The organism is Azospirillum sp. SYSU D00513 (assembly GCF_017356015.1).
GTDB lineage: Bacteria > Pseudomonadota > Alphaproteobacteria > Azospirillales > Azospirillaceae > Azospirillum.
In genome coordinates, this window is sequence record NZ_JAFIQV010000028.1 from 18667 (window position 1) to 41652 (window position 22986).

General features: G+C 70.6%; 21 protein-coding genes. 8 read left to right on the top strand and 13 right to left on the bottom strand.

Features of this window, described 5'->3' with window-relative positions; all coding sequences use genetic code 11:
* Window position 1 precedes the first annotated feature (1 nt).
* Window positions 2–1435 carry a chromate efflux transporter gene (chrA, locus tag JUB11_RS20105; RefSeq protein ID WP_207460365.1) on the top strand — a complete coding sequence of 478 codons (1434 nt, stop codon included), beginning with the start codon at window positions 2–4 and terminating at the stop codon, window positions 1433–1435.
* On the opposite strand, the gene JUB11_RS20110 is transcribed toward chrA, so the two are convergent.
* On the bottom strand, window positions 1425–2684 hold the full coding sequence (locus JUB11_RS20110) for a GAF domain-containing sensor histidine kinase (RefSeq protein ID WP_207460366.1): 1260 nt from the start codon (window positions 2682–2684) through the stop codon (window positions 1425–1427). The genes chrA and JUB11_RS20110 overlap by 11 nt on opposite strands.
* A gap of 334 nt (window positions 2685–3018) precedes the next feature.
* Here JUB11_RS20110 and JUB11_RS20115 point away from each other — a divergent pair, with 334 nt between their 5' ends.
* Both JUB11_RS20115 and JUB11_RS20120 read left to right on the top strand, forming a co-directional pair.
* Window positions 3019–3903, top strand: a complete 885-nt coding sequence (locus tag JUB11_RS20115; RefSeq protein ID WP_207460367.1) for an ABC transporter permease — start codon at window positions 3019–3021, stop codon at window positions 3901–3903.
* Window positions 3904–3940: 37 nt separating this feature from the next.
* A complete protein-coding gene (locus JUB11_RS20120) occupies window positions 3941–4759 on the top strand; it encodes an ABC transporter permease (RefSeq protein WP_207460368.1) in 819 nt (272 codons plus the stop codon).
* A gap of 14 nt (window positions 4760–4773) precedes the next feature.
* Here JUB11_RS20120 and JUB11_RS20125 read toward each other — a convergent pair whose 3' ends face one another.
* Window positions 4774–5010, bottom strand: a complete 237-nt coding sequence (locus JUB11_RS20125) for a hypothetical protein (protein ID WP_207460369.1) — start codon at window positions 5008–5010, stop codon at window positions 4774–4776.
* Window positions 5011–5160: 150 nt separating this feature from the next.
* On the opposite strand from JUB11_RS20125, the gene JUB11_RS20130 reads away from it, so the two are divergent.
* A complete protein-coding gene (locus JUB11_RS20130; protein ID WP_207460370.1) occupies window positions 5161–5616 on the top strand; it encodes a thioesterase family protein in 456 nt (151 codons plus the stop codon).
* Window positions 5616–6971 carry a class I SAM-dependent RNA methyltransferase gene (locus JUB11_RS20135; protein WP_207460371.1) on the top strand — a complete coding sequence of 452 codons (1356 nt, stop codon included), beginning with the start codon at window positions 5616–5618 and terminating at the stop codon, window positions 6969–6971. The genes JUB11_RS20130 and JUB11_RS20135 overlap by 1 nt, the downstream gene beginning before the upstream one ends.
* Here the strand turns inward: JUB11_RS20135 and JUB11_RS20140 are convergent.
* Genes JUB11_RS20140 through JUB11_RS20150 form a run of 3 tightly spaced genes read right to left on the bottom strand, consistent with a single transcriptional unit; the run spans window position 6968 to window position 10251 of the window.
* On the bottom strand, window positions 6968–7768 hold the full coding sequence (locus JUB11_RS20140; protein WP_247887193.1) for an ABC transporter permease: 801 nt from the start codon (window positions 7766–7768) through the stop codon (window positions 6968–6970). The two genes, JUB11_RS20135 and JUB11_RS20140, sit on opposite strands and share 4 nt — an antisense overlap.
* A gap of 11 nt (window positions 7769–7779) precedes the next feature.
* Window positions 7780–8724: an ABC transporter permease subunit gene (locus JUB11_RS20145; protein ID WP_207460373.1), complete on the bottom strand. Its 945-nt coding sequence runs from the start codon at window positions 8722–8724 to the stop codon at window positions 7780–7782.
* An 18-nt stretch (window positions 8725–8742) separates the two neighbouring features.
* Window positions 8743–10251, bottom strand: coding sequence for an ABC transporter substrate-binding protein (locus JUB11_RS20150; protein ID WP_207460374.1), 1509 nt, complete (start codon window positions 10249–10251; stop codon window positions 8743–8745).
* A gap of 159 nt (window positions 10252–10410) precedes the next feature.
* On the opposite strand from JUB11_RS20150, the gene JUB11_RS20155 reads away from it, so the two are divergent.
* Window positions 10411–11631, top strand: a complete 1221-nt coding sequence (locus JUB11_RS20155) for a class I SAM-dependent rRNA methyltransferase (protein WP_207460375.1) — start codon at window positions 10411–10413, stop codon at window positions 11629–11631.
* Between the two features lie 23 nt (window positions 11632–11654).
* On the opposite strand, the gene JUB11_RS20160 is transcribed toward JUB11_RS20155, so the two are convergent.
* The 3 genes from JUB11_RS20160 to JUB11_RS20170 form a co-directional block, all read right to left on the bottom strand.
* Window positions 11655–12122, bottom strand: coding sequence for a hypothetical protein (locus JUB11_RS20160; protein WP_207460376.1), 468 nt, complete (start codon window positions 12120–12122; stop codon window positions 11655–11657).
* 107 nt (window positions 12123–12229) lie between these two features.
* Complete coding sequence (locus tag JUB11_RS20165; RefSeq protein WP_207460377.1) at window positions 12230–12640, bottom strand: response regulator; 411 nt, start codon at window positions 12638–12640, stop codon at window positions 12230–12232.
* A gap of 110 nt (window positions 12641–12750) precedes the next feature.
* Window positions 12751–13545 carry a response regulator transcription factor gene (locus tag JUB11_RS20170; protein WP_207460378.1) on the bottom strand — a complete coding sequence of 265 codons (795 nt, stop codon included), beginning with the start codon at window positions 13543–13545 and terminating at the stop codon, window positions 12751–12753.
* A 726-nt stretch (window positions 13546–14271) separates the two neighbouring features.
* Here JUB11_RS20170 and JUB11_RS20175 point away from each other — a divergent pair.
* Complete coding sequence (locus JUB11_RS20175; protein WP_207460379.1) at window positions 14272–15312, top strand: chemotaxis protein CheB; 1041 nt, start codon at window positions 14272–14274, stop codon at window positions 15310–15312.
* A gap of 571 nt (window positions 15313–15883) precedes the next feature.
* Here the strand turns inward: JUB11_RS20175 and JUB11_RS20180 are convergent.
* Window positions 15884–17827, bottom strand: coding sequence for a hybrid sensor histidine kinase/response regulator (locus JUB11_RS20180; RefSeq protein ID WP_207460380.1), 1944 nt, complete (start codon window positions 17825–17827; stop codon window positions 15884–15886).
* Between the two features lie 90 nt (window positions 17828–17917).
* Between JUB11_RS20180 and JUB11_RS20185 the strand changes: the two genes are divergently transcribed.
* Window positions 17918–18985 (top strand): chemotaxis protein CheB, encoded by a 1068-nt coding sequence (locus tag JUB11_RS20185; RefSeq protein WP_348771475.1) that lies wholly within the window; start codon window positions 17918–17920, stop codon window positions 18983–18985.
* Window positions 18986–19102: 117 nt separating this feature from the next.
* On the opposite strand, the gene JUB11_RS20190 is transcribed toward JUB11_RS20185, so the two are convergent.
* The 4 genes from JUB11_RS20190 to JUB11_RS20205 all read right to left on the bottom strand — a co-directional run bounded on the left by JUB11_RS20190 (window position 19103) and on the right by JUB11_RS20205 (window position 22908).
* Window positions 19103–19483: a Nif11-like leader peptide family natural product precursor gene (locus JUB11_RS20190; RefSeq protein WP_207460381.1), complete on the bottom strand. Its 381-nt coding sequence runs from the start codon at window positions 19481–19483 to the stop codon at window positions 19103–19105.
* Window positions 19484–19811: 328 nt separating this feature from the next.
* On the bottom strand, window positions 19812–20978 hold the full coding sequence (locus tag JUB11_RS20195; RefSeq protein ID WP_207460382.1) for an MFS transporter: 1167 nt from the start codon (window positions 20976–20978) through the stop codon (window positions 19812–19814).
* Window positions 20975–21523 carry a TetR/AcrR family transcriptional regulator gene (locus JUB11_RS20200; protein ID WP_207460383.1) on the bottom strand — a complete coding sequence of 183 codons (549 nt, stop codon included), beginning with the start codon at window positions 21521–21523 and terminating at the stop codon, window positions 20975–20977. The genes JUB11_RS20195 and JUB11_RS20200 overlap by 4 nt, the downstream gene beginning before the upstream one ends.
* A gap of 665 nt (window positions 21524–22188) precedes the next feature.
* Window positions 22189–22908 (bottom strand): Crp/Fnr family transcriptional regulator, encoded by a 720-nt coding sequence (locus JUB11_RS20205; protein ID WP_207460384.1) that lies wholly within the window; start codon window positions 22906–22908, stop codon window positions 22189–22191.
* Window positions 22909–22986 lie beyond the last annotated feature (78 nt).

The following is a 22986-nucleotide window of genomic DNA, read 5'->3' on the forward strand; positions in this document are numbered from 1 at the left end:
CATGAGCCAAACCAATTCCGGCGCCGGCAGCCGCGCCGACACGGCCGCATCCGGTGCCGATCCGGGCGGCCGGTCCGGCGGCCATGGCGTGAGCCTCGGCGAGGCGCTGCGCGTCTGGGCGCGGATCGCGGCGCTCAGCTTCGGCGGGCCGGCCGGGCAGATCGCCGTCATGCACCGCATCCTGGTGGAGGAGAAGCGCTGGATCGGGGAGAACCGGTTCCTGCACGCGCTGAACTACTGCATGCTCCTGCCGGGGCCGGAGGCGCAGCAGCTCGCCGTCTACATCGGCTGGCTGATGCACCGCACCGTCGGCGGGCTGATCGCGGGCGTGCTCTTCGTGCTGCCGGGCGTCATCAGCATCATGGTGCTCAGCTGGATCTACGCCGGACTCGGCAATGTCGGGATCGTGCAGGGGCTGTTCTTCGGGCTGAAGGCCGCCGTGCTCGCCGTCGTGCTGGAGGCGGTGGTGCGCATCGGCCGGCGCGCGCTGAAGAACCGGGTCATGCTGGGCATCGCCGCGGCCGCCTTCCTGGCGATCTTCGCCTTCGACGTGCCCTTCCCGGTCATCGTGCTGACGGCGGGACTGGTGGGGTGGTTCGGCGGGCGTTCGGGCCATCCCGCCTTCAAGCCCGGCGGCGGCCACGGCGCGTCCGGGGGCAAGACGCTGGCCGACGCCGACAGCCTGCTGGGGGAGGAGATCCCGGCCCACGCCCGCCCGACGCTCGGCTGGTCGCTGAAGGTGAGCGCCATCTGCCTCGCCCTCTGGCTCGGCCCGGTGGCGGCGCTGCTGGCCCTGTTCGGGACCGGCGACGTGTTCAGCGAGATCGCCGTGTTCTTCTCGAAGATGGCGGTGGTGACCTTCGGCGGTGCTTACGCCGTGCTGGCCTATGTGGCGCAGCAGGCGGTGGAGACCTACGGCTGGCTGCGGCCGGGGGAGATGCTGGACGGGCTCGGCATGGCGGAGACGACGCCCGGTCCGCTGATCATGGTGGTGCAGTTCGTGGGCTTCCTCGGCGCCTTCCGCGAGCCCGGCGCCCTGCCCCCGATGCTGGCGGCGACGCTGGGCGGGCTGCTGGCGACCTGGGTCACCTTCGTGCCCTGCTTTTTGTGGATCTTCCTGGGCGCCCCCTTCGTCGAGGCCCTGCGCGGCAACCGGGCGCTGGGCGGTGCCTTGTCGGCGATCACCGCCGCCGTGGTCGGCGTGATCCTGAACCTCGCCATCTGGTTCGCGCTGCATGTTCTCTTCCGCGAGGTGGCGGAGACCCGTGTCGCCGGCATGACGCTGGACGTGCCGGTCCTTCGTTCCATCGACCCGGCGTCGCTGCTCCTGGCCGTGGCGGCGCTGCTGGCGGTGTTCCGCTTCAAGATCGGCATGATCCCCGTGCTCGCGGCCTGCTCGGTTGTAGGGATGCTGCTTCACCCCCTCATCCGCTGACGGCGGTCTCCGCACCAGTGGCCGGCATGCCATGGGCCGGCATGCGGAAGGTGAAGCGCGTCTCCTCCCGCGCGGAGGTCGCCTCCAGCCGGCCGCCATGGGCGCGGGCGATCTCCGAGGCGATGTAGAGCCCGAGCCCGAGCCCCTGCCGGCCGGGCTTGGCCGAGGCGCGGGCGAAGGGCTGGAAGAGGCGGGCGAGGATCTCCGGCGGAATCGGCTCGCACAGGTTCGACACGGACAGCTCGAACCCGTCCTCGCCGCAGCGCCCGCGGACCCGGACCGGGCCGGCGGGATCGCCGTGGGTCAGCGCGTTGGCCAGCAGGTTGGAGAGGAGCTGCGCCACGCGCGCCCCGTCGCAATGGACCGGCCGGCCGAGCGCCAGGTCGCACTGGATGATCCGGTCCGGCCAGGCGGAGCGCAGCTCGGCGACGACCTGGTCCAGCAGGGCGTCCAGCCCGGGCTCGGCCCGGCGGGCGCAGGGCAGGCCGCCGCCCAGACGGCCGCGCGCGAAGTCGAGCACGTCGTCGATCAGCCCGGCCATGCGCGCGGTGCTCTTCTGCACATGGGCAACGACCTCGGCGGCCGGCGCGCTCAGCGGCGTCTTACGCAGGAGCCTCATGCCGGCGTCGATGGAGGCCAGCGGGTTGCGCAGGTCGTGCCCCAGCACGGCGATGAACTGGTCGCGCAGCTCCCCGGTCCGGCGCTCGTCCAGCAGGGCCGCCTCGCCGGACTCCATGCGGTCCATGGCGTCGAGATGGAAGCCGATGAGGTCGGCGAACAGCTTGAACATGCCGATGGTCTCCGGCTTGTCCAGCCGGGCGGGGCGCGGGTCGATGGCGCAGAGCGTGCCGAAGAACTCCCCGTTGCGCCGGAAGACCGGCATGGAGAGATAGCTCTGGAATCCGTAGATCTTCGGCGTGCGGTGGTCGCAGAAGATCCCGTCCTCCGCCACATGGTCGATCACCACGTAACGGCCGCTGCCGCGGATCTCGTCGCAGATGGTCGTCTCCACCGGCAGCTCTCCGCCGGGCTGCAGCCCGAAGGCGATCTCGTCGCGCACCGCGCAGGCGATCCAGCGCTCCTCCGTCACCCGCGCGACCGCGGCGAAGCCCATGCCGGTCGTGCGGCAGACCACCTCCAGCATGGTCGGAATGGCATCGATCCGCGCGATGGCGGCCAGATCCCGTGAGAAACGATCCCCGCCTGCGTCGTCATCGGCAAGAGCACCGTCAGCAACGGCATTCGGCATGACGGCTCCTTGCCGGATTGGTTCGCAATGGCAGCCAGCTTAAACCGGCGGCGTCACTTTGTCACCCGCCGCTGCCGTGATCAGCAGGACTTGCGTGGCATCATGGATTTACCACCGGATACTTGAGGAAGCGTGTCGAAACGACTCCAAAACGTCATAATTCCCGCCGGTTGCAGCGCGCGGCCAAGCTTGCGCCCGATCCGCGTGCATGCTAGGCTTGCAGTCCTAAGCCCCCGCGCCACGACCTTCCTTCGACAGACTCCCGAGGTGACGCCGTGAAACACGACCGCGTTCCATGTTTCACGCTGTTCCATCCCGTTCCCGCGAGGGCGGCATGAGCGAGGTGCTGCGCCGCTACGGGCCGGTCCTGACGGGGATCATCCTGCTCGCCGTGGCGGTCTGGATGCTGCTGCTGGTGATCCTGCCGCAGCTTCTGATGATCGACTTCTCCTTCCGGCCGTCGTTGCCGCCGTCGAAGGCCGGCGGGCCGGAGGACGTCTACACGGTGCGCAATTACGCGACGCTCTGGACCAACCAGATCCACCTGACGATCTTCCTGAAGACGATCTGGGCCAGCGCGCTGGTGACCTTGACGACGCTGGTGGTCTGCTACCCCGTCGCCTATTACCTGGCGCAGGTGGCGCCCCGGCACCGGCTGCCCGTGCTGATGCTGATGCTGGTGATCCCCTTCTGGATCAACGAGCTGCTGCGCACCTTCGCCTGGTACATCATCCTCGCCTACAACGGCGTGCTGAACACGGTGCTGGTCGGGCTCGGGCTGATCGACGCGCCGCAGCGGCTGCTGGGTGGGGACGGCGGCGTGATCGTCGGCATGGTCTATGTCTACATCCTCTTCATGGTCTTCCCGATCTACAACGCCATGGAGTCGCTCGACCGCAACCAGATCGAGGCGGCGCGCGACCTCGGCGCCGGCACGCTGCGCATCCACCGCCGCGTGGTGGCGCCGCACGCCAAGCCGGGCATCGCGGTCGGCTGCATCATGACCTTCATGCTGGCGGCCGGAAGCTACGCCGTGCCCTCGCTGCTCGGCGGGCCGCAGAGCCGCTGGTTCACCGAGGTCATCTACAACTGGTTCTTCGAGGGCGGGAACTGGAACCAGGGTGCGGCCTATGCCTTCATCCTGCTGGTCCTGTGCATCGGCTTCATCCTGCTGATGATGCGGCTGTTCCGCGTCGGCTTGGCCGACATCGCCAAGTGATTTGGGCCAAGTGACCGGGTGAAGTGAGGAAGCCGACATGACCGCCGACCGTTTCCGCCGCATCCTGACCACCGCCTATCTGGTGCTGTTCTTCGGCTACCTGTTCCTGCCGCTCGGCATCATGGCGGCGGCGACCTTCAACGACAGCCGCTTCCCGACCGTGACGCCCTGGCGGGGCTTCACGCTGGGCTGGTTCGAAGCGCTCTTCGCGGACGAGCGGATGTGGACCTCGCTCGGCACCAGCCTCGTCGTCGCGGCGGGCGTGATCCTGGTGGCGGTGCCGCTGGGGCTGGCGGCGGCGCTGCTGCTGGACCGGCTGCACAGCCGGGCGCGCAGCTTCCTCTACGCGGTGATGGTGTCGCCGCTGCTGACACCGGGGGTGATCGTCGGCATCTCGACGCTGGTCTTCTGGCGGGAATGGTTCGGGGTGACGGGGGGCATCTTCCTCACCGTCGTGGCGCAGTCCAGCTTCGTCACGGCCTACGCCATGCTGCTGTTCCTGGCCCGGCTCCAGCGATTCGACGCGACGCTGGAGGAGGCGGCGCTCGATCTCGGTGCCAGCCACGGCCAGGTGTTCCGGCGCATCACGCTGCCCTACCTGACCCCGGCGATCCTGTCGGCGGCCTTCCTGGCCTTCCTGCAGAGCTTCGAGAATTACAACACGACGCTGTTCGTGCGCGGGCTCGACACCACGCTGACCGTCTACATCGCGTCCAAGGTCCGCACCGGCCTGACGCCGGCGGTCAACGCGCTCTCGCTGATCCTGATCGTCCTGACCATCGTGGGCGCGGTCGTCTATGAAATCCTGCGCCGGCGGGAGGCGCGCCGGCTGGCCGCCGTGTCTCCCGCCGCCTAGGGGAAATCCTCCCCTTACTCTTCCTCGTCGGCGTCCGCCTCGATCTGGGCGGCGAGGTCGCGGAGCATGTCGATCACATCCTCGTGGCTGGTCTCGTCGACCGCCGTGTTCACGGCCGCCTCGATCATGGCAACGGCGACATAGGGGCCGAGCGGGCCGCCTTCCTTCACCGCCTGCTCCAGGTGCTTCTCGGCGATGGACAGGGCTTTCTCGAAGATGGCTTCGGCGGTCTGATTGGTGTCGTTGCTCATGATTGCGGTCCGTTTTCTGGTATGGACGTGAACCTATAACATCCCGCAGCGCGAGTTGGCGCGGGAATTCGGCTCTATGCCTCGCAGGGTGGCCATCGCGGCGCGCATCGGGGTCTTGCCCCGGAGCGGCGGGCCAGCCACATTCGCGCCATGACCGACACGACCGACCGCAAGACCCCCGACGGGGCGGGACCCGACCTGACCGACCCCGAGGGCTATCGGTTCTGGGTGGACGAGCATGTGCGCTTCGCTGACCTCGACCCGCTGGGCCACGTCAACAACAACGCCATCGGCGTCTATTTCGAGCAGGCCCGCGTCGTCCTGCTGACCGCCGGGCTGGGCTTGCGCCGCGAGAGCCCCTGGACCGTGGTGATCGCCCGCAGCCTGATCGAATACAAGGCCGAGCTGCATTATCCCGCCGAGGTCCGCATCGGCGCGCGGGTGCTGCGGGCCGGCAACAGCTCGCTGACGCTGGGTTCGGCCATCTTCCAGGGTGACCGCTGCATCGCCACGCAGGAGGCCGTCCTCGTCATCGTGGACAAGGCCGCCCACCGCCCGACCCCCATCCCGGACGCGGTCCGCCCGGTTCTCGACCGGTACAGCTGATGCAGACCCATTCCCGGCGCCGACCCGCATCCCGGTCCTCCGCCCCGAAATCCGCTTCCAAACCCGCCGCCACGCTGACCGCCGACCTCACCATCGCGGAGGTCGGGGCGCGCGGCGACGGCGTCGCCCTGCATGGTGGCACCAAGGTCTTCGTGCCCCTGACCGTTCCCGGCGACCGGGTGCGCGTCCGGCTGGGCGACCCGAGCAACGCCCGGGGCGACGGCGTGCGCGGCGAGCTTCTGGAGCTGCTGGAGCCCGGCCCGACGCGGGGCGCCACGGCGGCCTGCGGCCATTTCGGCGCCTGCGGCGGCTGCACGCTCCAGCACATGACGGACGAGTCCTACGCCGCCTGGAAGGTTGGGCTGGTGCGCGCGGCGCTGGCCCGCGTCGGGCTCGGCGAGGTGTCGATGGAGCCGCTCTCCCGCACGCCCGAGGCGGCGCGGCGGCGCGCCCGGCTGGCGGCGATGCGGCGCGGCCGGCGCCTGCTGCTCGGCTTCAACGAGCGGCAGAGCCACCGGCTGGTCGATGTCGAGGCCTGCCCCGTGCTGGTCCCGGCGCTGGCCGCTCTGGTCGCCCCCTTGCGCGCGCTGCTGGCGGAGGTCCTGCCGGACGGCGAGGGCTGCGATGTGGTGCTGGCGGATCTGGAGGGCGGAATCGACCTGCTGCTGGTCGGGCCGCGCCGGCTCGACCGCGCGGCGCGCGACTGGCTGACCGGCTTCGCCGAAGTGGAGGTCGCCCGCATCTCCTGGCAGGCGGACGACCGCGGCAGCCCGGAGCCGATCGTCCACCGCCGCCCGGTCGCGGCGCGCTTCGCCGGGGTGCCGGTCACGCCGGCCCCCGGCGCCTTCCTCCAGGCCAGCGCGCAAGGGGAGGCCGCGCTGGTCGCCGCCGTCCTCAAGGAGATCGAACCGGTCGTCGCGGCGAAGGGTGCCAAGGCCCGCGTCGCCGACCTCTTCGCCGGGCTCGGCACCTTCTCCCTGCCGCTCGCCACGCTGTGCGCCGTCCACGCGGTGGAGGGCGACGCCCCGGCCATGGCCTCCCTCGCCAAGGCGGCGTCCGGGCTGCGGCTGGTGACCGAAACCCGCGACCTGTTCGAGAACCCGCTGACCGCGAAGGAGCTGGCGCGCTTCGACGCGGTGGTCTTCGACCCGCCGCGCGCCGGGGCGGCGGCCCAGGCCGAGGCGCTGGCGGCGTCCAAGGTCCCGCTGGTCGTCGCCGTCTCCTGCAACCCCGCCACCTTCGCCCGCGACGCGCGCGCGCTGGCCGATGGCGGCTACCGGCTGGAGCGGGTCTACCCGGTGGACCAGTTCCTCTGGTCCGCGCATGTCGAGCTGGTCGGCCTGTTCCGCCGCTAGCGCTCGCGCGGGTCGAGCCAGTCGCGCAGCCCGTCTCCGAGCAGGTTCAGCCCCAGCACGGTCAGCGCGATGGCCGCACCGGGAAACACGGCCTGCAAGGGGGCGGTGAAGAGGAAGGTCTGGGCGTCGCCCAGCATCCGTCCCCAGGAGGGGGAGGGCGGCTGGATGCCCAGGCCGAGGTAGCTCAGCGCCGCCTCGTTCAGGATGGCGACGGCGAAGAGGATCGTCGCCTGCACGATGACGGTCCCGGCGATGTTGGGCAGCACATGCGCCAGCGTCGCCGAGAGCGGGCCGCGCCCCAGCGCCAGCGCCGCCCGCACGAACTCCCGCCGCCAGGCCTGCTGGGCGGCACCCCGCGTCACGCGGGCCAGCACGGCGGCGTTGAAGACGGCCAGCGCCAGCACGGCGTTGGTGCCGCCCGGCCCCAGCACCGCCGTCAGAAGCATCGCGGTCAGCACCGCCGGAAAGGCGAAGAGCAGGTCGCCCAGCCGCGCCACCAGCTCGTCCCCCCAGCGCCCCCAGGCCGCCGCCGCGAGACCGAGCGGCACGCCGGCGGCCGCACCCAGCAGCACGGCCGAGGCGGCGACGGCGAGCGAGTTGCGGGCGCCGACCAGGATCATCGACAGGGTGTCGCGCCCGAAATGGTCCGTTCCCAGCCAGTGCTGGGGGCCCGGCGGGCGCAGCCGGGCGATGATGCGCACCTGCTCCGCCGGGTAGGGCGTCCAGGCCCAGGACAGCAGCGCCGCCGCGACCACCGCCAGGGTGATGGCCGCCCCGACCAGCAGGCTCTTAGGCATCCGCCGCCGCATCACGCCACCTTCGGGCGCGGGTCGAGGGCGGCGTAGGCGATGTCCACCGCCGCGTTCGCCAGCACGACCAGGATCACCAGGATCACGACGATGCCCTGCACCACGATCAGGTCGCGCTGGCCGACCGCCTGGTAGAGCAGGCGGCCGAGGCCGGGCAGGGTGAAGACATTCTCCACCACAACGGCCCCGCCGACCAGGAAGGCCGCCTGCAGGCCGAGCACGGTGACCACTGGCGCCAGCGCGTTGGGCAGGACATGGCGCAGCAGCACGGCCGCGCCGGACAGCCCCTTGGCCCGCGCCGTGCGCGCGTAATCCTCGCGCAAGGCATCGAGCAGGGCGGAGCGGGTGACGCGGGCGAGGATCGCCGCCTCCGGGATCGCCAGCGCCGCCGCCGGCAGCAGCAGCGCCATCAGGGCCGGGCCGGCGCCCGCCCCCCAGCCGGGAAAGCCGCCCGCCCGGAACCAGCCGAGCTTCACCGAGAAGAGCAGGATCAGGAGGATGCCGACCCAGAAGCTCGGCACCGAGATGCCGAGCCGGCCGAAGCCCGCCACCGCCCAGTCGCCCGCCCGCCGGTGCCGCGCCGCCGCCAGCAGCCCGAGCGGGACGGCGAGGGCGGTGGACAGCAGCAGCGCCAATGCTGCCAGCGGCAGGGTGACGGCCATCCGTTCCGCCACCAGCCCCGCGACGGGCCGCGCGTAGGTCACGCTGGTGCCGAGATCGCCCCGCAGAAGCCCGCCGAGCCAGCCGAGATACCGCAGGGGCAGGGGCTCATCCAGCCCCATCTGGGCGCGCAGGGCCGCCAGCGTGTCGGGCCGCGCCGCCGTGCCGAGCATCAGCAGGGCGGGGTCGCCCGGAACGAGCTGGAGCAGGGCGAAGATCAGCAGCGTGGCGAGCCAGGCGGTCAGCGCCAGCGTCAGCAGCCGCCGTGCCAGGAAGGCGAGCACGCCGGACCGTCCCTTGCCCTATGGTTTCCAGCGCACGGCGGTGGCGTCGTTGGCCTGGACCGGGCGGTTGACCCACATGCCCTCGACCCCGGCCTTCTGCACCGTGGTGACCGGCAGCATGAAGAGGAAGCCGTTCACCGCGTCTTCCGCCAGGAGCTTCTGCTGTTCGCCGTAGAGGGATTTGCGCCTGGCGGCGTCCTGGGTGCGGTTCAGCTCCTCCTCCAGGGCGAGGAAGCGTTCGCTGCGGTAGTTGAAGTAGTAGTCGGGGCGGGCGTAGATGTCGATGTCCAGCGGCTCGGTGTGGGCGATGACGGTCAGGTCGTAATCCTTGCCGCGGAAGACCTTTTCCAGCCAGGCCGCCCATTCCATCGGCTCGATCGACGCGCGGACGCCGACCTCCGCCAGCATGGCCGCGATCAGCTCGCCGGAGCGGCGGGCGTAGACCGGGGGCGGCAGCTTCAGCACTGTCTCGAACCCGTCCGGGTAGCCGGCCTCGGCCAGCAGCGTCTTGGCCTTCTCGACGTCGTAGGGATAGCGCTCCGTCAGGTCCAGATAGCCGTCCCGGTGGGGCGGGAAATGGCTGCCGATGGCGACACCGTTGCCGAACAGCACCCCGTCGATCAGCATCTTGGGGTCGATGGCGTGGGCCAGCGCCCGGCGCACCCGGACGTCGTCGAAGGGCTTGCGGCCGTTGTTGGTGGCGAGGATGGTCTCGCCCTCGGACGTGCCGACGGTCACCGTGAAGCGCGGGTCGTCCTTGAACTGCGGCAGCGCCTCGTAGGTGTCGAACTGCGGGAACGTGTCCACGTCGCCGGCCTGGAGGCTCGCCACCTGGGCGGCCGGGTCGGCGATGAAGCGGAAGGTCACGCGCTCCAGCGCCGGCTTCGGCCCGTCATAGTCGGGGTTGCGCACCAGCACCACCCGGTCGCCGGCGGTCCAGCCCTCGAAGCGGAAGGGGCCGGTGCCCACGGGGGTCTGCTTGTTGGCCGCCGCCGTCTCCGGCGCGACGATGGCCGCGTCGCCGGTTCCCATGTGGAAGAGGAACAGCCCGTCGGGCCGCGACAGCTTCACCACCACCGTGCGCGGGTCGGGCGTTTCCACGGAGTCGATGGCCGCGAAATAGGCCTTCTGCGCGTTCACCGAATCGGCGGCGCGGGCGCGGTCGAGAGAGAACTTCACGTCCGCCGAATCGGCGGCGGTGCCGTCGTGGAAGCGCGCGCCTTCGCGCAGGGTGAAGCGGTAGGTCAGCCCGTCCCCCGACACGGTCCAGCGCTCCGCCAGGCCGGGCACGACCTTGCCGTCCGCGTCGATGCGGGTCAGCGCCTCGAACAGGTTGGCGTAGGTCACCTCGTCGATGGCCGCGGCGGCCCCCGCCGTCGGGTCGAGGTGCGGCGGCTCCAGCCGCATGCCGAGCACGAGGTCGGTGCGCGCCTGCTGGCTCCGGGGCTGCTCCTGCGCCGGTGCGGGCACCGCCATCATCGCCGGCAGAAGGGCGGCGAGCGCGAGGCGCGGAAAGCGGATCGGCATGATGACGTGTCTCCCCCGGTCGAATGCGGCGGGATGATGCTGCGCACAATCCCCGAGCGCAAGGCCGCTTCGCCGGCTTTCCCGGAACTTCCCCGCCCCAACCCCGATTGCATGGCCGGCGGAAGCCGTTAGGATGCGCGCCGAAGACCGAGGGGCACCATGACCGAATCGACCAGGACCGAAGCGAACAAGACCGTGAAATACCCGTCCATCCACCTCCAGGCCGGCCGCCAGAAGCGCGTCGTGAACGGCCATCCCTGGGTCTATTCGAACGAGGTCCAGATGGACGCCGCCGCCAAGGCGCTGCCCGCCGGCAGCCCGGTGCGGCTGCTGGAGCCGAGCGGCAAGCCGGTGGGCATCTTCACCTTCAACCCGCACACGCTGGTCGCGGCCCGGCTGCTGTCCACCGACCCGGCGGCGGTGATCGACGGCGCCTTCCTGGAACGCCGCCTGCGCGCCGCCACGGAGCTGCGCGACCGGCTGTTCGGCCGTCCCTTCTACCGGCTGGTCCATGCGGAGGCCGACGGGCTGCCCGGCCTGATCCTGGACCGCTTCGGCGATGTCGTCACGGTGCAGGCGAACTCCGCCTTCATCGACCAGCGCATGGATCTGCTGCTGGAGGCGCTGGACCGGGTGCTGGCCCCGCGCGCGGTCATCCTGCGCAACGACAGCAACCAGCGCGGGCTGGAGGGGCTGGCGGAGGAGAACCGCCTCGCCAAGGGCGAACTCGACGGGCCGATCCGGCTGGAGGAGAACGGGTCGGTCTTCTTCGCCGATCCCTTGGGCGGGCAGAAGACCGGCTGGTTCTACGACCAGCGCGACAACCGGGCCTTCATCGCCGGGCTGGCGAAGGGGGCGCGGGTCATCGATTTCTACAGCTACAACGGAGGCTTCGCCGTGCAGTGCGCGTTGGCCGGTGCTGAATCCGTGGTGGCGGTGGACCGCTCCCAGGCGGCGCTCGACAACGCGGCCCGCGCCGCCGAGGCCAACGGGGTGGCCGCCCGCTTCGAGGCGCGCCGCGCCGACGCCTTCGAGGAGATGGAGCGGCTGGGTGCGGCGGAGGAGCGGTTCGGCGTGGTCATCGCCGACCCGCCGGCCTTCGTGAAGTCCAAGAAGGACCTCGCCGCCGGCAGCCGCGCCTACCGCAAGATGACGCGTCTGGCCGCACGGATCACCGCACCCGGCGGCTATCTGCTCTGCGCCTCCTGCAGCCACAACGTGGACCCGCCGGCCTTCGCCGAGCAGGTGGCGCGCGGCCTGACCGACGCGGGCCGGACCGGCCGCATCCTGCGCTCCGCCGGGGCGGCGCCGGACCATCCGGTCCACCCGCACCTGCCGGAATCGGCCTACCTGAAGGCCATCGTCATGCAGCTCGACTGACAGGCGCCCTCACGGAGCGCTTCCTAGCGGCCGATCGTGTTCTGCTCGTGCTGCCGCAGCAGCAGGTCGCGCTGGCCGACGGGGTCGAGCTGGTTGAAGCGGTCGGCCTCGCGCAGCCGGTCGAGCTGGGGCTGCATCAGGTCGCGCTTGGCGTCGTTCACCGCATCCCTGTTGGACGGCGGCGGCGGCAGGCCCGGCGTGGTGATGAAGGGAACCGCCTGCTCCGGCGCCGGGGAGGAGCTGCCGACCCGCCGCCGGGGCGCCTGCCGGTCCGGTTCCCGGTTCGGGTTCTGACCGTTCTGGGCCTGCTGCCGGGCGGGCTCCGCCTCCGCCCGCGACGGGGCGGGCGCGGCGCCGATGCCCGGCGTGTAGGACTGGGTGCGGATGGCGGGGGCCGGCGTCCGGGCCTGGCCGGGCGTCTCGTCCCGGACCTCCGTCGCGCAGGCGGCGAGAAGCAGCGCCAGGGCGACGGTCAGCGGTGTGTGTCTCATGGAACAAGGATGTCGGTGGCGCCCGCCCGGCGGCAAGGCGGGATTCCGGCTTACCGCCCGCCCCGCGGTCCGCCACGTCGCCCGAGTCCGCCGCCGGTCACGGCGGCTCAGGCCGCCGTCTTGAAGAGCTGGAGCGCCGGGGGCACGTCGGTGGGGCGCAGGCCGGATTGCAGCTCCTCGGCGGTGGTCACGGCGCCGGTCAGCGCCTCCGGTCGGAAGGGCTTGCGCAGGCAGCCGAGCGCCACGTCGCGGGCCTCGTCGCCCCGGTGCTCGTAGCCCGTGACCATCAGGGAGGGAATGCCGTGCTGCTCCTTGAGCGTGCGGGCGAGGCTCGCTCCGTTCTCGCCCCCCGCCAGATTGTAGTCGATCAGCGCCAGGTCCGGACGTTCGCGTCCGGCGAGCCGGACGGCCTTGGCGGCGTTCTTCAGCGGTCCGATCACCTCATGGCCTGCGTTCTGCAATACGGCTTTCATGGCCGGCCCGATCAACGGGTCGTCCTCCACGATGAGAAGCCTCACGGTCTTTACCCCGGTTATACTTATCGTTCGGTCGTTCCGGTCCTTCTCGCGAAGGACATCCTCGCAAAGAACAACGGGTCCGGTCCCAAGTGGTGTCCCGGTCGGGGCAATCAAGCCGAACCGGTCGGCATATCCCCATCGGCTGTAGGGTTGTTCGGACCCAGCAGCCCGGCGCGCGCGGCGAGCATCGTCACCTGGGTGCGGTTGCGGGCGTTGAGCTGCTGCATGATGGCGCGGACATGCACCTTCACCGTGCCTTCCAGCACGCCGAGGCTGCGGGCGATCTCCTTGTTCGAGGCGCCGGCGATCAGCAGATGCAGGACCTCCCGCTGCCGTTCGGTCAGGCCGCCGAGCATGGGATGGCCGCCGGGGGCGGCGGCCGGCGCCGGCCACGGAGGCGGGGGCTGCACCCGACGGGGCTCGCTGAGAGCGCCGGCGCGCGGCGCGTAGGTGCCGCCGCTCAGCACCAGCGGCAGCACATGCTCCAGCACCTCCGCCTTGCACCATTTCGGCAGGAAGCCGCTGGCGCCCGCGCGGATGCATTCGGCGGCGATGTCCGGGGCGGGCGAGGCGGAAATGACGACCACCGGCACCGGCCCCACGCGGTCCAGCAGATGGCGCAGGCCCGGGATGCCGTCGGCGTCGGTCAGGCCCAGGTCGTAGACGACCGCCGCCAGCCCTTCCATCCCCCGCGCCTTCTCCAGCGCCTCGCCCAGGCTGCCGGCCTCGGTCACAACGGCGCCGGGAAGGCGCGTCGCGATGGTCATCGCCAGCCCGCGCCGCATCAGGGCATGGTCGTCCACGAGCAGGATCGGCAGTTCCGGCGGGCCGTCCGCGTCCGCGCGGCGGGACTCCGGGACCCGGTCGCGCTGGACCGCGAAACGTGTGTCGTGTTGTACCGTCATTGCCTCGCCGTTCGTTGTTGTTGCTTGAGGACGGTGTCGTTTTTCCTGCTCCACGAAGACAGTAACAGCCGAAGGCGAGGGATGTTCGTTCTCGGACGGGGTGCTCCGAATGGAAGGGCGGCGCCCATGCAGAAAAGACGGACGCGCCTTCGCGCGTCCGCCAGGTCGGGTCACAACCGAAGGAACCCCTTTCGTGAAAAGGCGGGCGGCCCGGTGGGCGGTCCGGTCCCGGCCACATTCCCCACGACCGGCTCGGACCAGCGGGTCGGAGCCGGGGGCGACCGGCGCGGCGGAGCCACCACCAGGAGGCACACCGGGAGAGAGCACACCATCTCCGCCCCGCCGGTCATGGGGAAAACAGGTTCTCGGGGCGGACCGGCCCCCTTTCCGGCCGCCTTATACCGGCCGAGGAGCCCCGCCGCCTCCCCGGCCGGCGGTGGTATGCACGATGGCAGGCCGATGGCCGGACCTGCTGCACCGCCGCGATAGCCTGTCCGCACCAGGGCGCCGGAGAGCGGCGGGCGCTGTTCTGATGACCGGTCCCATCGCATGGGGCTGCTTCATGTTTCCCCTGAACGCTCCACCTTCCCTGCCGGCCGCCTCGCCCTCACGGGCGAGCGGCCGGTCTTTTTTCGCCCCCGCTCCCGCCCCCCGGCAGGCCGCCGGAAAAGCGCGGGCTTGGACTTGGCGGCAAGGACGATCCTGTCCGCGGCCTGTTGATGCCGCATGGAACTCGGCTCAATCGTCGTGATCGGCGCCTCGGCGGGCGGTGTGGAAGCGATCCTGGAACTGGTGGCCGGCCTGCCGCGCGACCTGCCGGCGGCGGTCTGCATCGCCCTGCACATCGGCGCGCGGCCGAGCACCGCGCCCGAGCTGTTCGGCCGGGCCGGGCGGCTGCCCGCCGTCTTCGCCACGGACGGCGCTCCCCTGGTGCCCGGCCGCATCCACGTCGCGCCGCCGGACCACCATCTTCTGGTCGCGCCCGGCCGGCTGCATCTGTCGCGCGGCCCGCAGGAGAACCGCACCCGTCCCGCGGTCGATCCCCTGTTCCGCACCGCGGCCGAAGCCTATGGGCCGGCCGCCATCGGCGTGATCCTGTCCGGCCTGCTCAGCGACGGGACCGCCGGCCTCAGCGCGATCAAGGGCCGGGGCGGTACCACCGTGGTGCAGGACCCGCGGGACGCGCTCTATCCGGGCATGCCGAACAGCGCGCTGGCCCATGTCGCCGTGGATCATTGCCTTCCGGTTTCCGGGATGGCCGGGCTTCTGGTCCGGTTGACGAAAGGGCAGGAGGTCGGACCACCGCCCTCCGCTGTCACGTCGGCACGTGCGAAAGGAACGGTCCCGCCGACCGCGACCGCCAGGGAGACGATCAGGATGGACGGCGAATACGAACTGAATCAGCCTGTGGCGCTCTGCTGCCCCATCTGCGGCGGGGCCATGAAGGAAAGCTCGGTGGACTCCCTGCCCTATTACAGCTGCCACATCGGGCACCGCTTCGCCGCCGAGAACATGGACGCCGCCCAGTTCGACATGCTGGAGCAGGCGATGAGCGTGGCGTTGCGCACCCTGAACGAACGCACGGCCCTGTGCGAGCGCATGGCCACGGCCGCCGAAGCTAAGCACCAGACCCTTACCGCCCGGCGCTGGCGCGACGCGGCCCGCGAAGCCGGAGAGCGCGCCGAAACGCTCCGCCGCTTCCTGGAGCAGGACTGGATCCGGCCCGCCTCCAACGCCGAGGACAGGAACGAGACCGGAGAGGGATGAGGCCGGCCACGGCACGGCCCCGTTGTGCGGCGTTGTGCAGTTTGTGCTGAAAGCATCTTTTGCACAACGCCCCGTTCGGGGCGGTTTTCAGCGCAGTTTCAAGGGTTTGGCACTGTCCGCCGGACTGGCGCGTTGTGCAGCCGCTGCACAACGAAGGAGTGCCGTCCGGACGCAATCCGCCCCTTGATGGCGAGGATGTTAGGGCGGACTTCGCACCGGGGCAATGTTTCCGGACGCATCCCGCGACGCGGTGTTCACGCGGACAAGTAAGGCGCAACCGTCAGCCCCGCTTTCGAGCATGGGCGCTGACTAATTCCCTCTCCCCTTGGGGAGAGGGCCTCTCGCGCAAACGCAGTTTGCGCTGTCGGCGGCAGGCGAATGCCCTTGGCATTCGCTGGAAGCCGGGGTGAGGGGGGCAGGGGGGACATTTGCGTTCGGCAATCGCGGCCCCCTCACCCTCCCAGCCCTTGCGGGCTGGGCCCCGCCCTCTCCCCGGCGGGGAGAGGGAGAAGGCGGCGGCCCGCTCCCGCGAGTGTTAAGGTCAAGGCGAGCCATGCGGTGCCGCTGGTCCTCAGCTCGCGATCAGCTCGTCCAGGGTCCGGGCGAGGTCGTTCGCCTCCACCGGCTTGTGCAGCAGGCGGCAGTCGAGTGCGGCGGCCTCGCGCAGGCGGTCGGGGCCGGTGTCGCCGGTCATGATGATGGCCGGCAGGTCCCAGCGCGCGCGCACCATCTCCACCACGGCGCGGCCGGTGTGGCCGCCCGGCAGGCGGTAGTCGGAGATCAGCGCGCTCGGCCGCTCCTCGATGTGGTCCAGCAGCTCCGCCATCTCGTCGCGGCTGGAGGAGGAGACGACGTTCATCCCCCACAATTCCAGCAGCATGACGACGCCCTTGCGGACGGACAGGTCGTCCTCCACCACCAGCACGGTGCGCCCGCGCAGGCGCGCGAGGTCGGCGGTGGGAGCGGGACCAGCGCGCAATTCCATGGCCGCGGCCTCCGCCGGGGTGGCGAGCGGGACGCGGACCCAGAAGACCGAGCCGCGCCCGACGACGGAGCGAAGGCCCAGCTCCAGCCCGAGCAGGCGGGCCAGCCGGTGGACGATGGCGAGCCCCAGCCCGAACCCGCGCGCGGCGTTCCGCTCCGGGTTGTGGAGCTGGTGAAACTCCTCGAAGATGGCCTTCCGGTGTTCCTCGGAGATGCCCGGGCCGGTGTCCCAAACCTGGAATTCCGCATGGCCGCCGCGCCGGCGGCAAGCGAACAGCACGCGTCCCTCCTCCGTGTGGGTCACGGCATTCGCCATGAGGTTGCGCAGGATGCGCTCCAGCAGATGGGCGTCGCTGCGCACGGCCAGTCCGCAGGTGCGCACGCGCAGTTCGATCCCCTCATGCTCGGCCTGGGCCTGGAATTCCGACGCCAGCCGGATCATCAGGTCGTCCGGGTTGAAGGCGGCGATCTTCGGCTCGATCACGCCAGCCTCCAGCCGCGACAGGTCGAGCAGCCCGTCGAGCATGGAATGCAGCCCGTCGATGGAGGCCTGCAGCAGGCCCAGAAGCTCGCGGGTCGCCTCGTCCTTGGCCTGATAGCCGATCAGCCCGGTGTAGAGCGAGGCCGCCTGGATCGGCTGGCGCAGGTCGTGGCTGGCCGCCGCGATGAAGCGCGTCTTCGCCTGGTTGGCGCGTTCCGCCATGATGACCGCCTCGCGCAGGGCGTGCTCCATCTCCTTCTGGCGGGTGATGTCGATCGACAGGCCGGTCACGCGTGTGGCGCGCCCGTCCCGGCCGCGGGAGACGCGCCCGCGTCCCATGATCCAGCGCTGGCCCCGGACGGGGTGGAGGATGCGGAACTCCGCCAGGAAATCCTCCTGGCCGGGGGTGCTGACCGCGCTTTCCAGCGCCTGCCTCGCCCGGTCCCGGTCCCCGGGATGGATGGACCGGATCCAGGCGTCGGGCGAGGGCGTCCAGGCCGCGGGATCGAGCCCGAACAGGTCGTAATATTCGGGCGAGCAGGTCGCGGTGCCGGTCTCGACCTCCCAGTCCCAGGTGCCGGCCGCGGCGCTGCGCTGGGCGAGGCGCAGCAGCTCCTGGCTGCGCGCGAGGGCCTCGTTCGCCTCGGTCAGGGAGGCGGTGCGTTCCGCCACCCGCTGTTCCAGCAGCTCCTTCTGCCGCTGGAGCTGTTCGTTCGCGACCTCCAGCTCCTCGGCGGTGACCTGAAGCTCCTCGATGGTCGTCTGAAGCTCCTCGGCCAGGACGCTGTAATCGACATCGGCCGGCGGCCTGCGCCCGGTGCTGGCGGAGCCGTGCCGCATGGCGGCGATCCGGGCTTCCAGCATCGCCGCGTGCGCCTGGGCACGGGCCAGCTCCACCGCCTGGCTCTGCCTTTGCGCCAGGAGCCGGTTCCGTTCCTCGGCGAGCCGCTGCATCTCCTCGCGAAGGGTCTCGTCGTTGATCAGGGCCTGTTCGCGCTCGTCTTCAAGCCAGGCAAGGCGTCGCCGCAGGGATTCCAAATCCTCACCCATATGTCCCGATCACCCCGCAGAAGGCACAGCTTGAAAGCTTCACCCACCGACAACAGCGGGAACAAGTTCTTTCATGCGTGGTTCCCCAAAGTGGGGGGACACAAGGCCGGGCTGGAGAGTGACCTGGATAAACGAGATATCTTCGTCATAGGCTCTTCGGCCGGGGGTGTCTCGGCGATGCAGAGGCTGTGCGCAGTCCTTCCCGCCTCCTTCCCGGGCGCGCTCTTCCTCGCCCAGCACGTCAGCGCCGAGGCGCGCAGCGTGCTGCCGGAACTGCTGTCCCGCGCCGGCGCGCTGCCCGCCTTCCACCCCCGCGACGGCGATCCGATCCGGCCCGGACACATCCATGTCGCCCCCCCGGACCGCCACATGCTGCTGCGCGGCGGGCAGGTGCTGATCCGCCGCGGCCCGCAGGAGAACCGCTGCCGTCCGGCCATCGACCCCCTGTTCCGCTCGGCCGCCGTTTCCCATGGCGCCCGCGTCGTGGGGGTGGTGCTGACCGGAACGCTCGGCGACGGGACGGCCGGGCTGCGCGCCGTGAAGGCCTGCGGCGGCACCGCCGTGGTGCAGGACCCCGCCGACGCGGAATGGCCGGACATGCCGCGCAACGCGCTGGCCAAGGCCGAAGTGGACCATTGCCTGTCGCTTCCGGCCCTCGCGGACCTTCTCGTCCGCCTCGCCGGGGAGCCGGCCGGACCCTCGCCGGCCGTTCCGGAGAGCCTTAGGGTGGAAGCGCGGATATCGGAGATGGAGCCGGACACCATGAATGGGCCGATGCCGACGGTTGGCCGGGATTCCGGCATGAGCTGTCCCGAATGCGGCGGCGGGCTGATGGAGATCCAGGACGGGCCATTGCTGCGCTTCCGCTGCCACACCGGCCACGCCTACAGCAGCCACGCCCTGTCGGAGGAGCAGATCAGCGGGCTGGAGCGCGCCATCTACGTCGCGTTGCGCACGCAGAACGAACGCTTCCTGCTGTTCGAGAAGCTGGCCGACAACGCCCGTACAAACGGCCAGACCCGCACCGCCGCCAAATGGGATGCCGCCGCCCAGGAGGCCAGCGAGCATGTGGAGGTCCTGCGCGGCGCCCTGTCCATCCGCCGGCTTCTGGAAACGGAAGCGGACGAGGAGGGGCAGCCGGAGCACGGGGTGGAGTAGGGATAAGGCAAGCGCGTGAGGCCAGGCTCCTTCCGCCCTCCGGGAGGAAGGAGCCTGGCGCGAGCGGTGCCGGGGGTAAGCGGGAGCGCTCGCGTGATGGCCCGCCGGACTGCCCTGTCAGGCGTGGGCGTAATCCGAGAACACCATCCCCACGAAAGGCGGCAGGGTGGAGCCTGTCCCGCCGACCACACGGTCGAGGGCGTCGTCGTTCAATTCTCCGGCCCCCGCCGTGGCCGGCTGAAGCTCATCGGCCGACAGGTCATAGCCCCGCGCCTTCAACGTTTCAGAGGCGGCCACCGCGTCCTCCGCCAGGGAGAGTTCCCGGGCGATTTCGGCCTTCAGCGAGGGGTCGGCTTCGGCGTCCTTCCGTAGGCGTTGCAGTTCCTGAGCGCTCACCATGGCCTCCTGTCGGAAACGATCGGGTTGAGAATGTTGCTTTTGCGCGCGGCGCGGCGGGTGGGTGGGTTCGCCCGGAACCAGCCGGCCCGTGATCGTCATGACCGCGGGCAATGCCCGGGGAGCACGATATCGAAGCTCTTTTGAAAGATCATCAACAGCTTACCGGTCAGGAGGCGGGGGCGGGAAAAATGGACATGGAGGCAAATCGCCCCCCTTCCTCCCCCCTCGAGGGCGGGCTTTTCCATGCGCGCTATCACCATTCTCCGTATGTGTAACCGGCTGTATCGGGCGCACACTGACCCCGCCCCCGTGAAGAGTTCGGGGGTGTGACAGCAAACTGGCCCGCTTCCGCCCATCCCGGAGGCGGGCTTTCTTGTGCCCGATCACGGCGACCATGGCATCCGGAACTGGTGGCCGATCCGCGAGATCACGGAGCAGGCGGGCTGCCGCGGCGGACCGGCCAGACCATCGCCGCGCAGGCGATCGCGGCGAACGACGACAGGGAAGCGGCAGCGCCCACCCCGTCCAGCAGGGCGCCGAAGAGCGGTGCGCCGACCATCTGGCCTGTGGCGATCGCCAGGAAGGAGATGCCGAGCCCCAGGTCGGGGCGGTCCGGGAGGATTGCCGTTCCCCGGATCAGCAGGACGCCGCTGGAGACGATGTAGGCGGCGCCGAACAGCGCCATCGCCGCGAAGGCGAACAGGGGGGCTGCCGTCGCGGCCGCGAGCGTTGCGTGGCAGAGGGCGATGGCGAGAAGGGCCGCGCGGTGAACCGTGCCGGTCCCGAAGCGGGCCACGAGGAGGCCCGTGGCCGAGCCGGCGAGCCCGCCGAGGCCGAGCGCGATCCAGGCGAGCGCGATGCGCTCTTCCGGAAAGCCGAACCCGCCGCGCAGCAGGTCGGCGCCGAAGGTCCAGACCGCCGTGCTGGCCGCACCCATCAGGAAGGCCGCGGCGCACAGGCCGGCGAGGCCGGGCCTCGCCAGCCGCCGCGGCGGAACGCCGCCGGTCCCGCGCCCGGCAGCGTGTCCGGCAGCGTGTCCGATTGCGCCTGGGGGCATCGCGAACCACAGCCAGACCGTGACCGCCGCGCCGATCAGGGCGAAGAGCGCGTAGAGGCCGCGCCAGGGCAGCGCGAAGCCCATGACCGCGACACCGGAAAACACGATCCCCGCCGCCGTGCCGGCGTTGATCATGCCGTTGGCCTTCGGACGTGCGCCCTCGTCGAACCCGCGCGCGACGGCCGACGCGAGCGGCGGGGAGGCGATGCCGGTGCCGAGCCCGCCGAGGGCCATGGCGATGCCGAACAGCGGCATGGTCGGGGCAAGCGCCGCAAGTCCCAGGCCAGCCGTCGCGGCGAGCCCGGCGAACACCGCCAGGGTCCGCTCCCCGCATCTCGCGCCCGCCAGCAGGGCGAGGGCGACGCCGACGCAATAGGCCGCGAAGGCGCCGCCGCCGATCCAGCCGGCGGCGACCGCGCCGAGCGACAGATCCTCCCGGAGCCGCGGCAGCAGCAGGCCGTAGGCGAAGCGGGCCAGCCCATAGCAGAGGGCCGTCAGCGCGAAGGCGGCGGCGACGAGGTTGCCGCCGCCCTTCACCGTGCGTTCTTCCGCGCCTCATCGACCAGCGAGACGGCGGCATCCCTCGCTTCGTCGATGACGGACAGATCGGCGACGCTGGCCGCCGCCGTTGCGCCCTCGAACAGAAGCCAGATCCGGGTCGCCAGCCGTCCGTCCGCCCGTCCGAGCGCCGCCTCCGTTCGGGCCTCGATCATGCGGCGGAACTCGCTTTTTTGGCAGCGGACGAGCCCGACGATCTCCTCGTTCGCCCCCGCATATTCGGCCCGCGCCCGCAAGAGCATGCAGCCCCGCGCGCCATGCTCCTCCAGCCATTCCTTGAGCGTGTCGAACAGGGCGGCGACCGGATCGGCGCCCGCTGCGGCGGCATCGAGACGCTCCGCGAAGCCGCGGTGCCGCTCCTCCAGGACGGCGAGAATCAGGCCGTCCTTGGAGCCGAAATGCTTGTAGAGGGTGCGGGTGGAAGCACCCGACGGCGCCAGCACCCTGTCGATGCCGACGCCCCGAAACCCCTCGGCTTCGAAAGCGCCGGCGGCACCCGCGATGATGTCCGTCCGCTTGTCCATGGGCGGATGGTAAAACTATCGTTTTACGATGTAAAGGGATCGTTTTACCGGCGTCATGCCCGCGCGAATGGCCCAGCCCGCCGCGCCTTTTTCGCCCTCTCCCCGCTGGGGCTACGGCTTGCACAGATTTTGCGTTGCGGTAAGTATCTGGAAGAAAAAGAACTTTTCCGTCATCCCCGCGTCCGCGCATAGGCGCTAACTTTGAGAATCGACCGACGAAACCGAGCATCCGAGCGCCTTTCCACCGTCATCCCCGCGGACGCGGGGATCCAGATTTTCCGATAGGTTCGCTGCGGGAAGGGACTGGATTCCCGCTCTCAAGCAAACTTCGTTTGCTCTGACGCGGCAGGCGAATGCCAGAAGCATTCGCCAAGAGCGTTTCGCGGGAATGACGAGGAGGGATGGCACGGGCTTCGGTCGAACGGACGAACATGCAAAAGTTAGCGCCCATGCGCTTTCGCGGAAATGACGGGGAGGGAGGTCGCAGACCTCGGCAAATCGGGCCGATGTGCAGAAGCCAGCGCCTATGCGCGAAGGCGGAGCTTGGCGTGCCGCAATGCAGGATGTGCGCGGCCACAGCCCGAAGGGGAGAGGGATCAAAGGGCCGTTTCCGGAAACGGGGCGGCCCTTGCCGCCCGTCGGCAAGGCCGGTCGAACTTGGCGAGCTAGACCCGGTCCGCGCCGACCAACCGCTCGACATCGCGCTGGACGATGCCGTAGCACTCACAAGAGGAACCTTCCAGGCCCTCGCGGTCGAGCACGGTCATCTGGCCGTGGGCGTAGCTGATCAGGCCCGCCTGCTTCAGGGCGCCCGCGGTGATGGTCACGCCGGCGCGGCGCACCCCCAGCATCATGGCCATGAACTCCTGCGTCATCGGGAAGGCGTCGCCGCCGGCACGGTCATGCGCCATGAGCAGCCAGCGGGCGAGACGCTCCTCGAGAACATGATGGACGTTGCAGACCGCGGTTTGCGCGACCTGGGCATGGAGCGACAGCATGTAGCGCGACAGCCGGTTCCGGATCGCCTCGCTCTCGCGGAACGCCTGTCTCAGGGACGCGGGGTCGATGCGCCAGGCCGTCCCCTGCATCTGGACCATGGCCCCGTGGGCGGCAACCTCAGCCCCGAACACGACGGGCAATCCGATCACGCCTTCCGAGCCGATGAGGCCGATCTCCTGCATCTCCCCACCCGCCAGGTAGCCCACATAGGAAGTCATGCCGGTTTCGATGAAATAGGCGGCCGGAATGGGCTCATCGGCTTCCATCAGGGCCTGCTTGAGAGGCAGATCAACAGCCGTGAGGGACCCGGCCAGGAGCCCGAAGTCGGCTGGCGGCAGGGCGGAAAGAAGCCGATTGCGAACGGCGGACTGGTCGATCCGGGACATGTGCCCCTCCCAAGTTCAGCGGGAGCACAAGAATCTCTCAGTCGCCCACAGCCAGGATCGTGGTGGGCAATGAAGGCT

What these genes read in the sequence shown, in the direction of transcription:
- JUB11_RS20190 (WP_207460381.1), bottom strand. Translation starts at nt 19,483, where the DNA reads ATGACGATCACGGGCCGGCTGGTTCCGGGCGAACCCACCCACCCGCCG.
- JUB11_RS20180 (WP_207460380.1), bottom strand. Translation starts at nt 17,827, where the DNA reads ATGGGTGAGGATTTGGAATCCCTGCGGCGACGCCTTGCCTGGCTTGAA.
- JUB11_RS20175 (WP_207460379.1), top strand. Translation starts at nt 14,272, where the DNA reads ATGGAACTCGGCTCAATCGTCGTGATCGGCGCCTCGGCGGGCGGTGTG.
- JUB11_RS20135 (WP_207460371.1), top strand. Translation starts at nt 5,616, where the DNA reads ATGCAGACCCATTCCCGGCGCCGACCCGCATCCCGGTCCTCCGCCCCG.
- JUB11_RS20130 (WP_207460370.1), top strand. Translation starts at nt 5,161, where the DNA reads ATGACCGACACGACCGACCGCAAGACCCCCGACGGGGCGGGACCCGAC.
- JUB11_RS20160 (WP_207460376.1), bottom strand. Translation starts at nt 12,122, where the DNA reads ATGAGACACACACCGCTGACCGTCGCCCTGGCGCTGCTTCTCGCCGCC.
- JUB11_RS20155 (WP_207460375.1), top strand. Translation starts at nt 10,411, where the DNA reads ATGACCGAATCGACCAGGACCGAAGCGAACAAGACCGTGAAATACCCG.
- JUB11_RS20200 (WP_207460383.1), bottom strand. Translation starts at nt 21,523, where the DNA reads ATGGACAAGCGGACGGACATCATCGCGGGTGCCGCCGGCGCTTTCGAA.
- JUB11_RS20115 (WP_207460367.1), top strand. Translation starts at nt 3,019, where the DNA reads ATGAGCGAGGTGCTGCGCCGCTACGGGCCGGTCCTGACGGGGATCATC.
- JUB11_RS20140 (WP_247887193.1), bottom strand. Translation starts at nt 7,768, where the DNA reads ATGCCTAAGAGCCTGCTGGTCGGGGCGGCCATCACCCTGGCGGTGGTC.
- JUB11_RS20110 (WP_207460366.1), bottom strand. Translation starts at nt 2,684, where the DNA reads ATGCCGAATGCCGTTGCTGACGGTGCTCTTGCCGATGACGACGCAGGC.
- JUB11_RS20120 (WP_207460368.1), top strand. Translation starts at nt 3,941, where the DNA reads ATGACCGCCGACCGTTTCCGCCGCATCCTGACCACCGCCTATCTGGTG.
- JUB11_RS20205 (WP_207460384.1), bottom strand. Translation starts at nt 22,908, where the DNA reads ATGTCCCGGATCGACCAGTCCGCCGTTCGCAATCGGCTTCTTTCCGCC.
- JUB11_RS20125 (WP_207460369.1), bottom strand. Translation starts at nt 5,010, where the DNA reads ATGAGCAACGACACCAATCAGACCGCCGAAGCCATCTTCGAGAAAGCC.
- chrA (WP_207460365.1), top strand. Translation starts at nt 2, where the DNA reads ATGAGCCAAACCAATTCCGGCGCCGGCAGCCGCGCCGACACGGCCGCA.
- JUB11_RS20170 (WP_207460378.1), bottom strand. Translation starts at nt 13,545, where the DNA reads ATGACGGTACAACACGACACACGTTTCGCGGTCCAGCGCGACCGGGTC.
- JUB11_RS20150 (WP_207460374.1), bottom strand. Translation starts at nt 10,251, where the DNA reads ATGCCGATCCGCTTTCCGCGCCTCGCGCTCGCCGCCCTTCTGCCGGCG.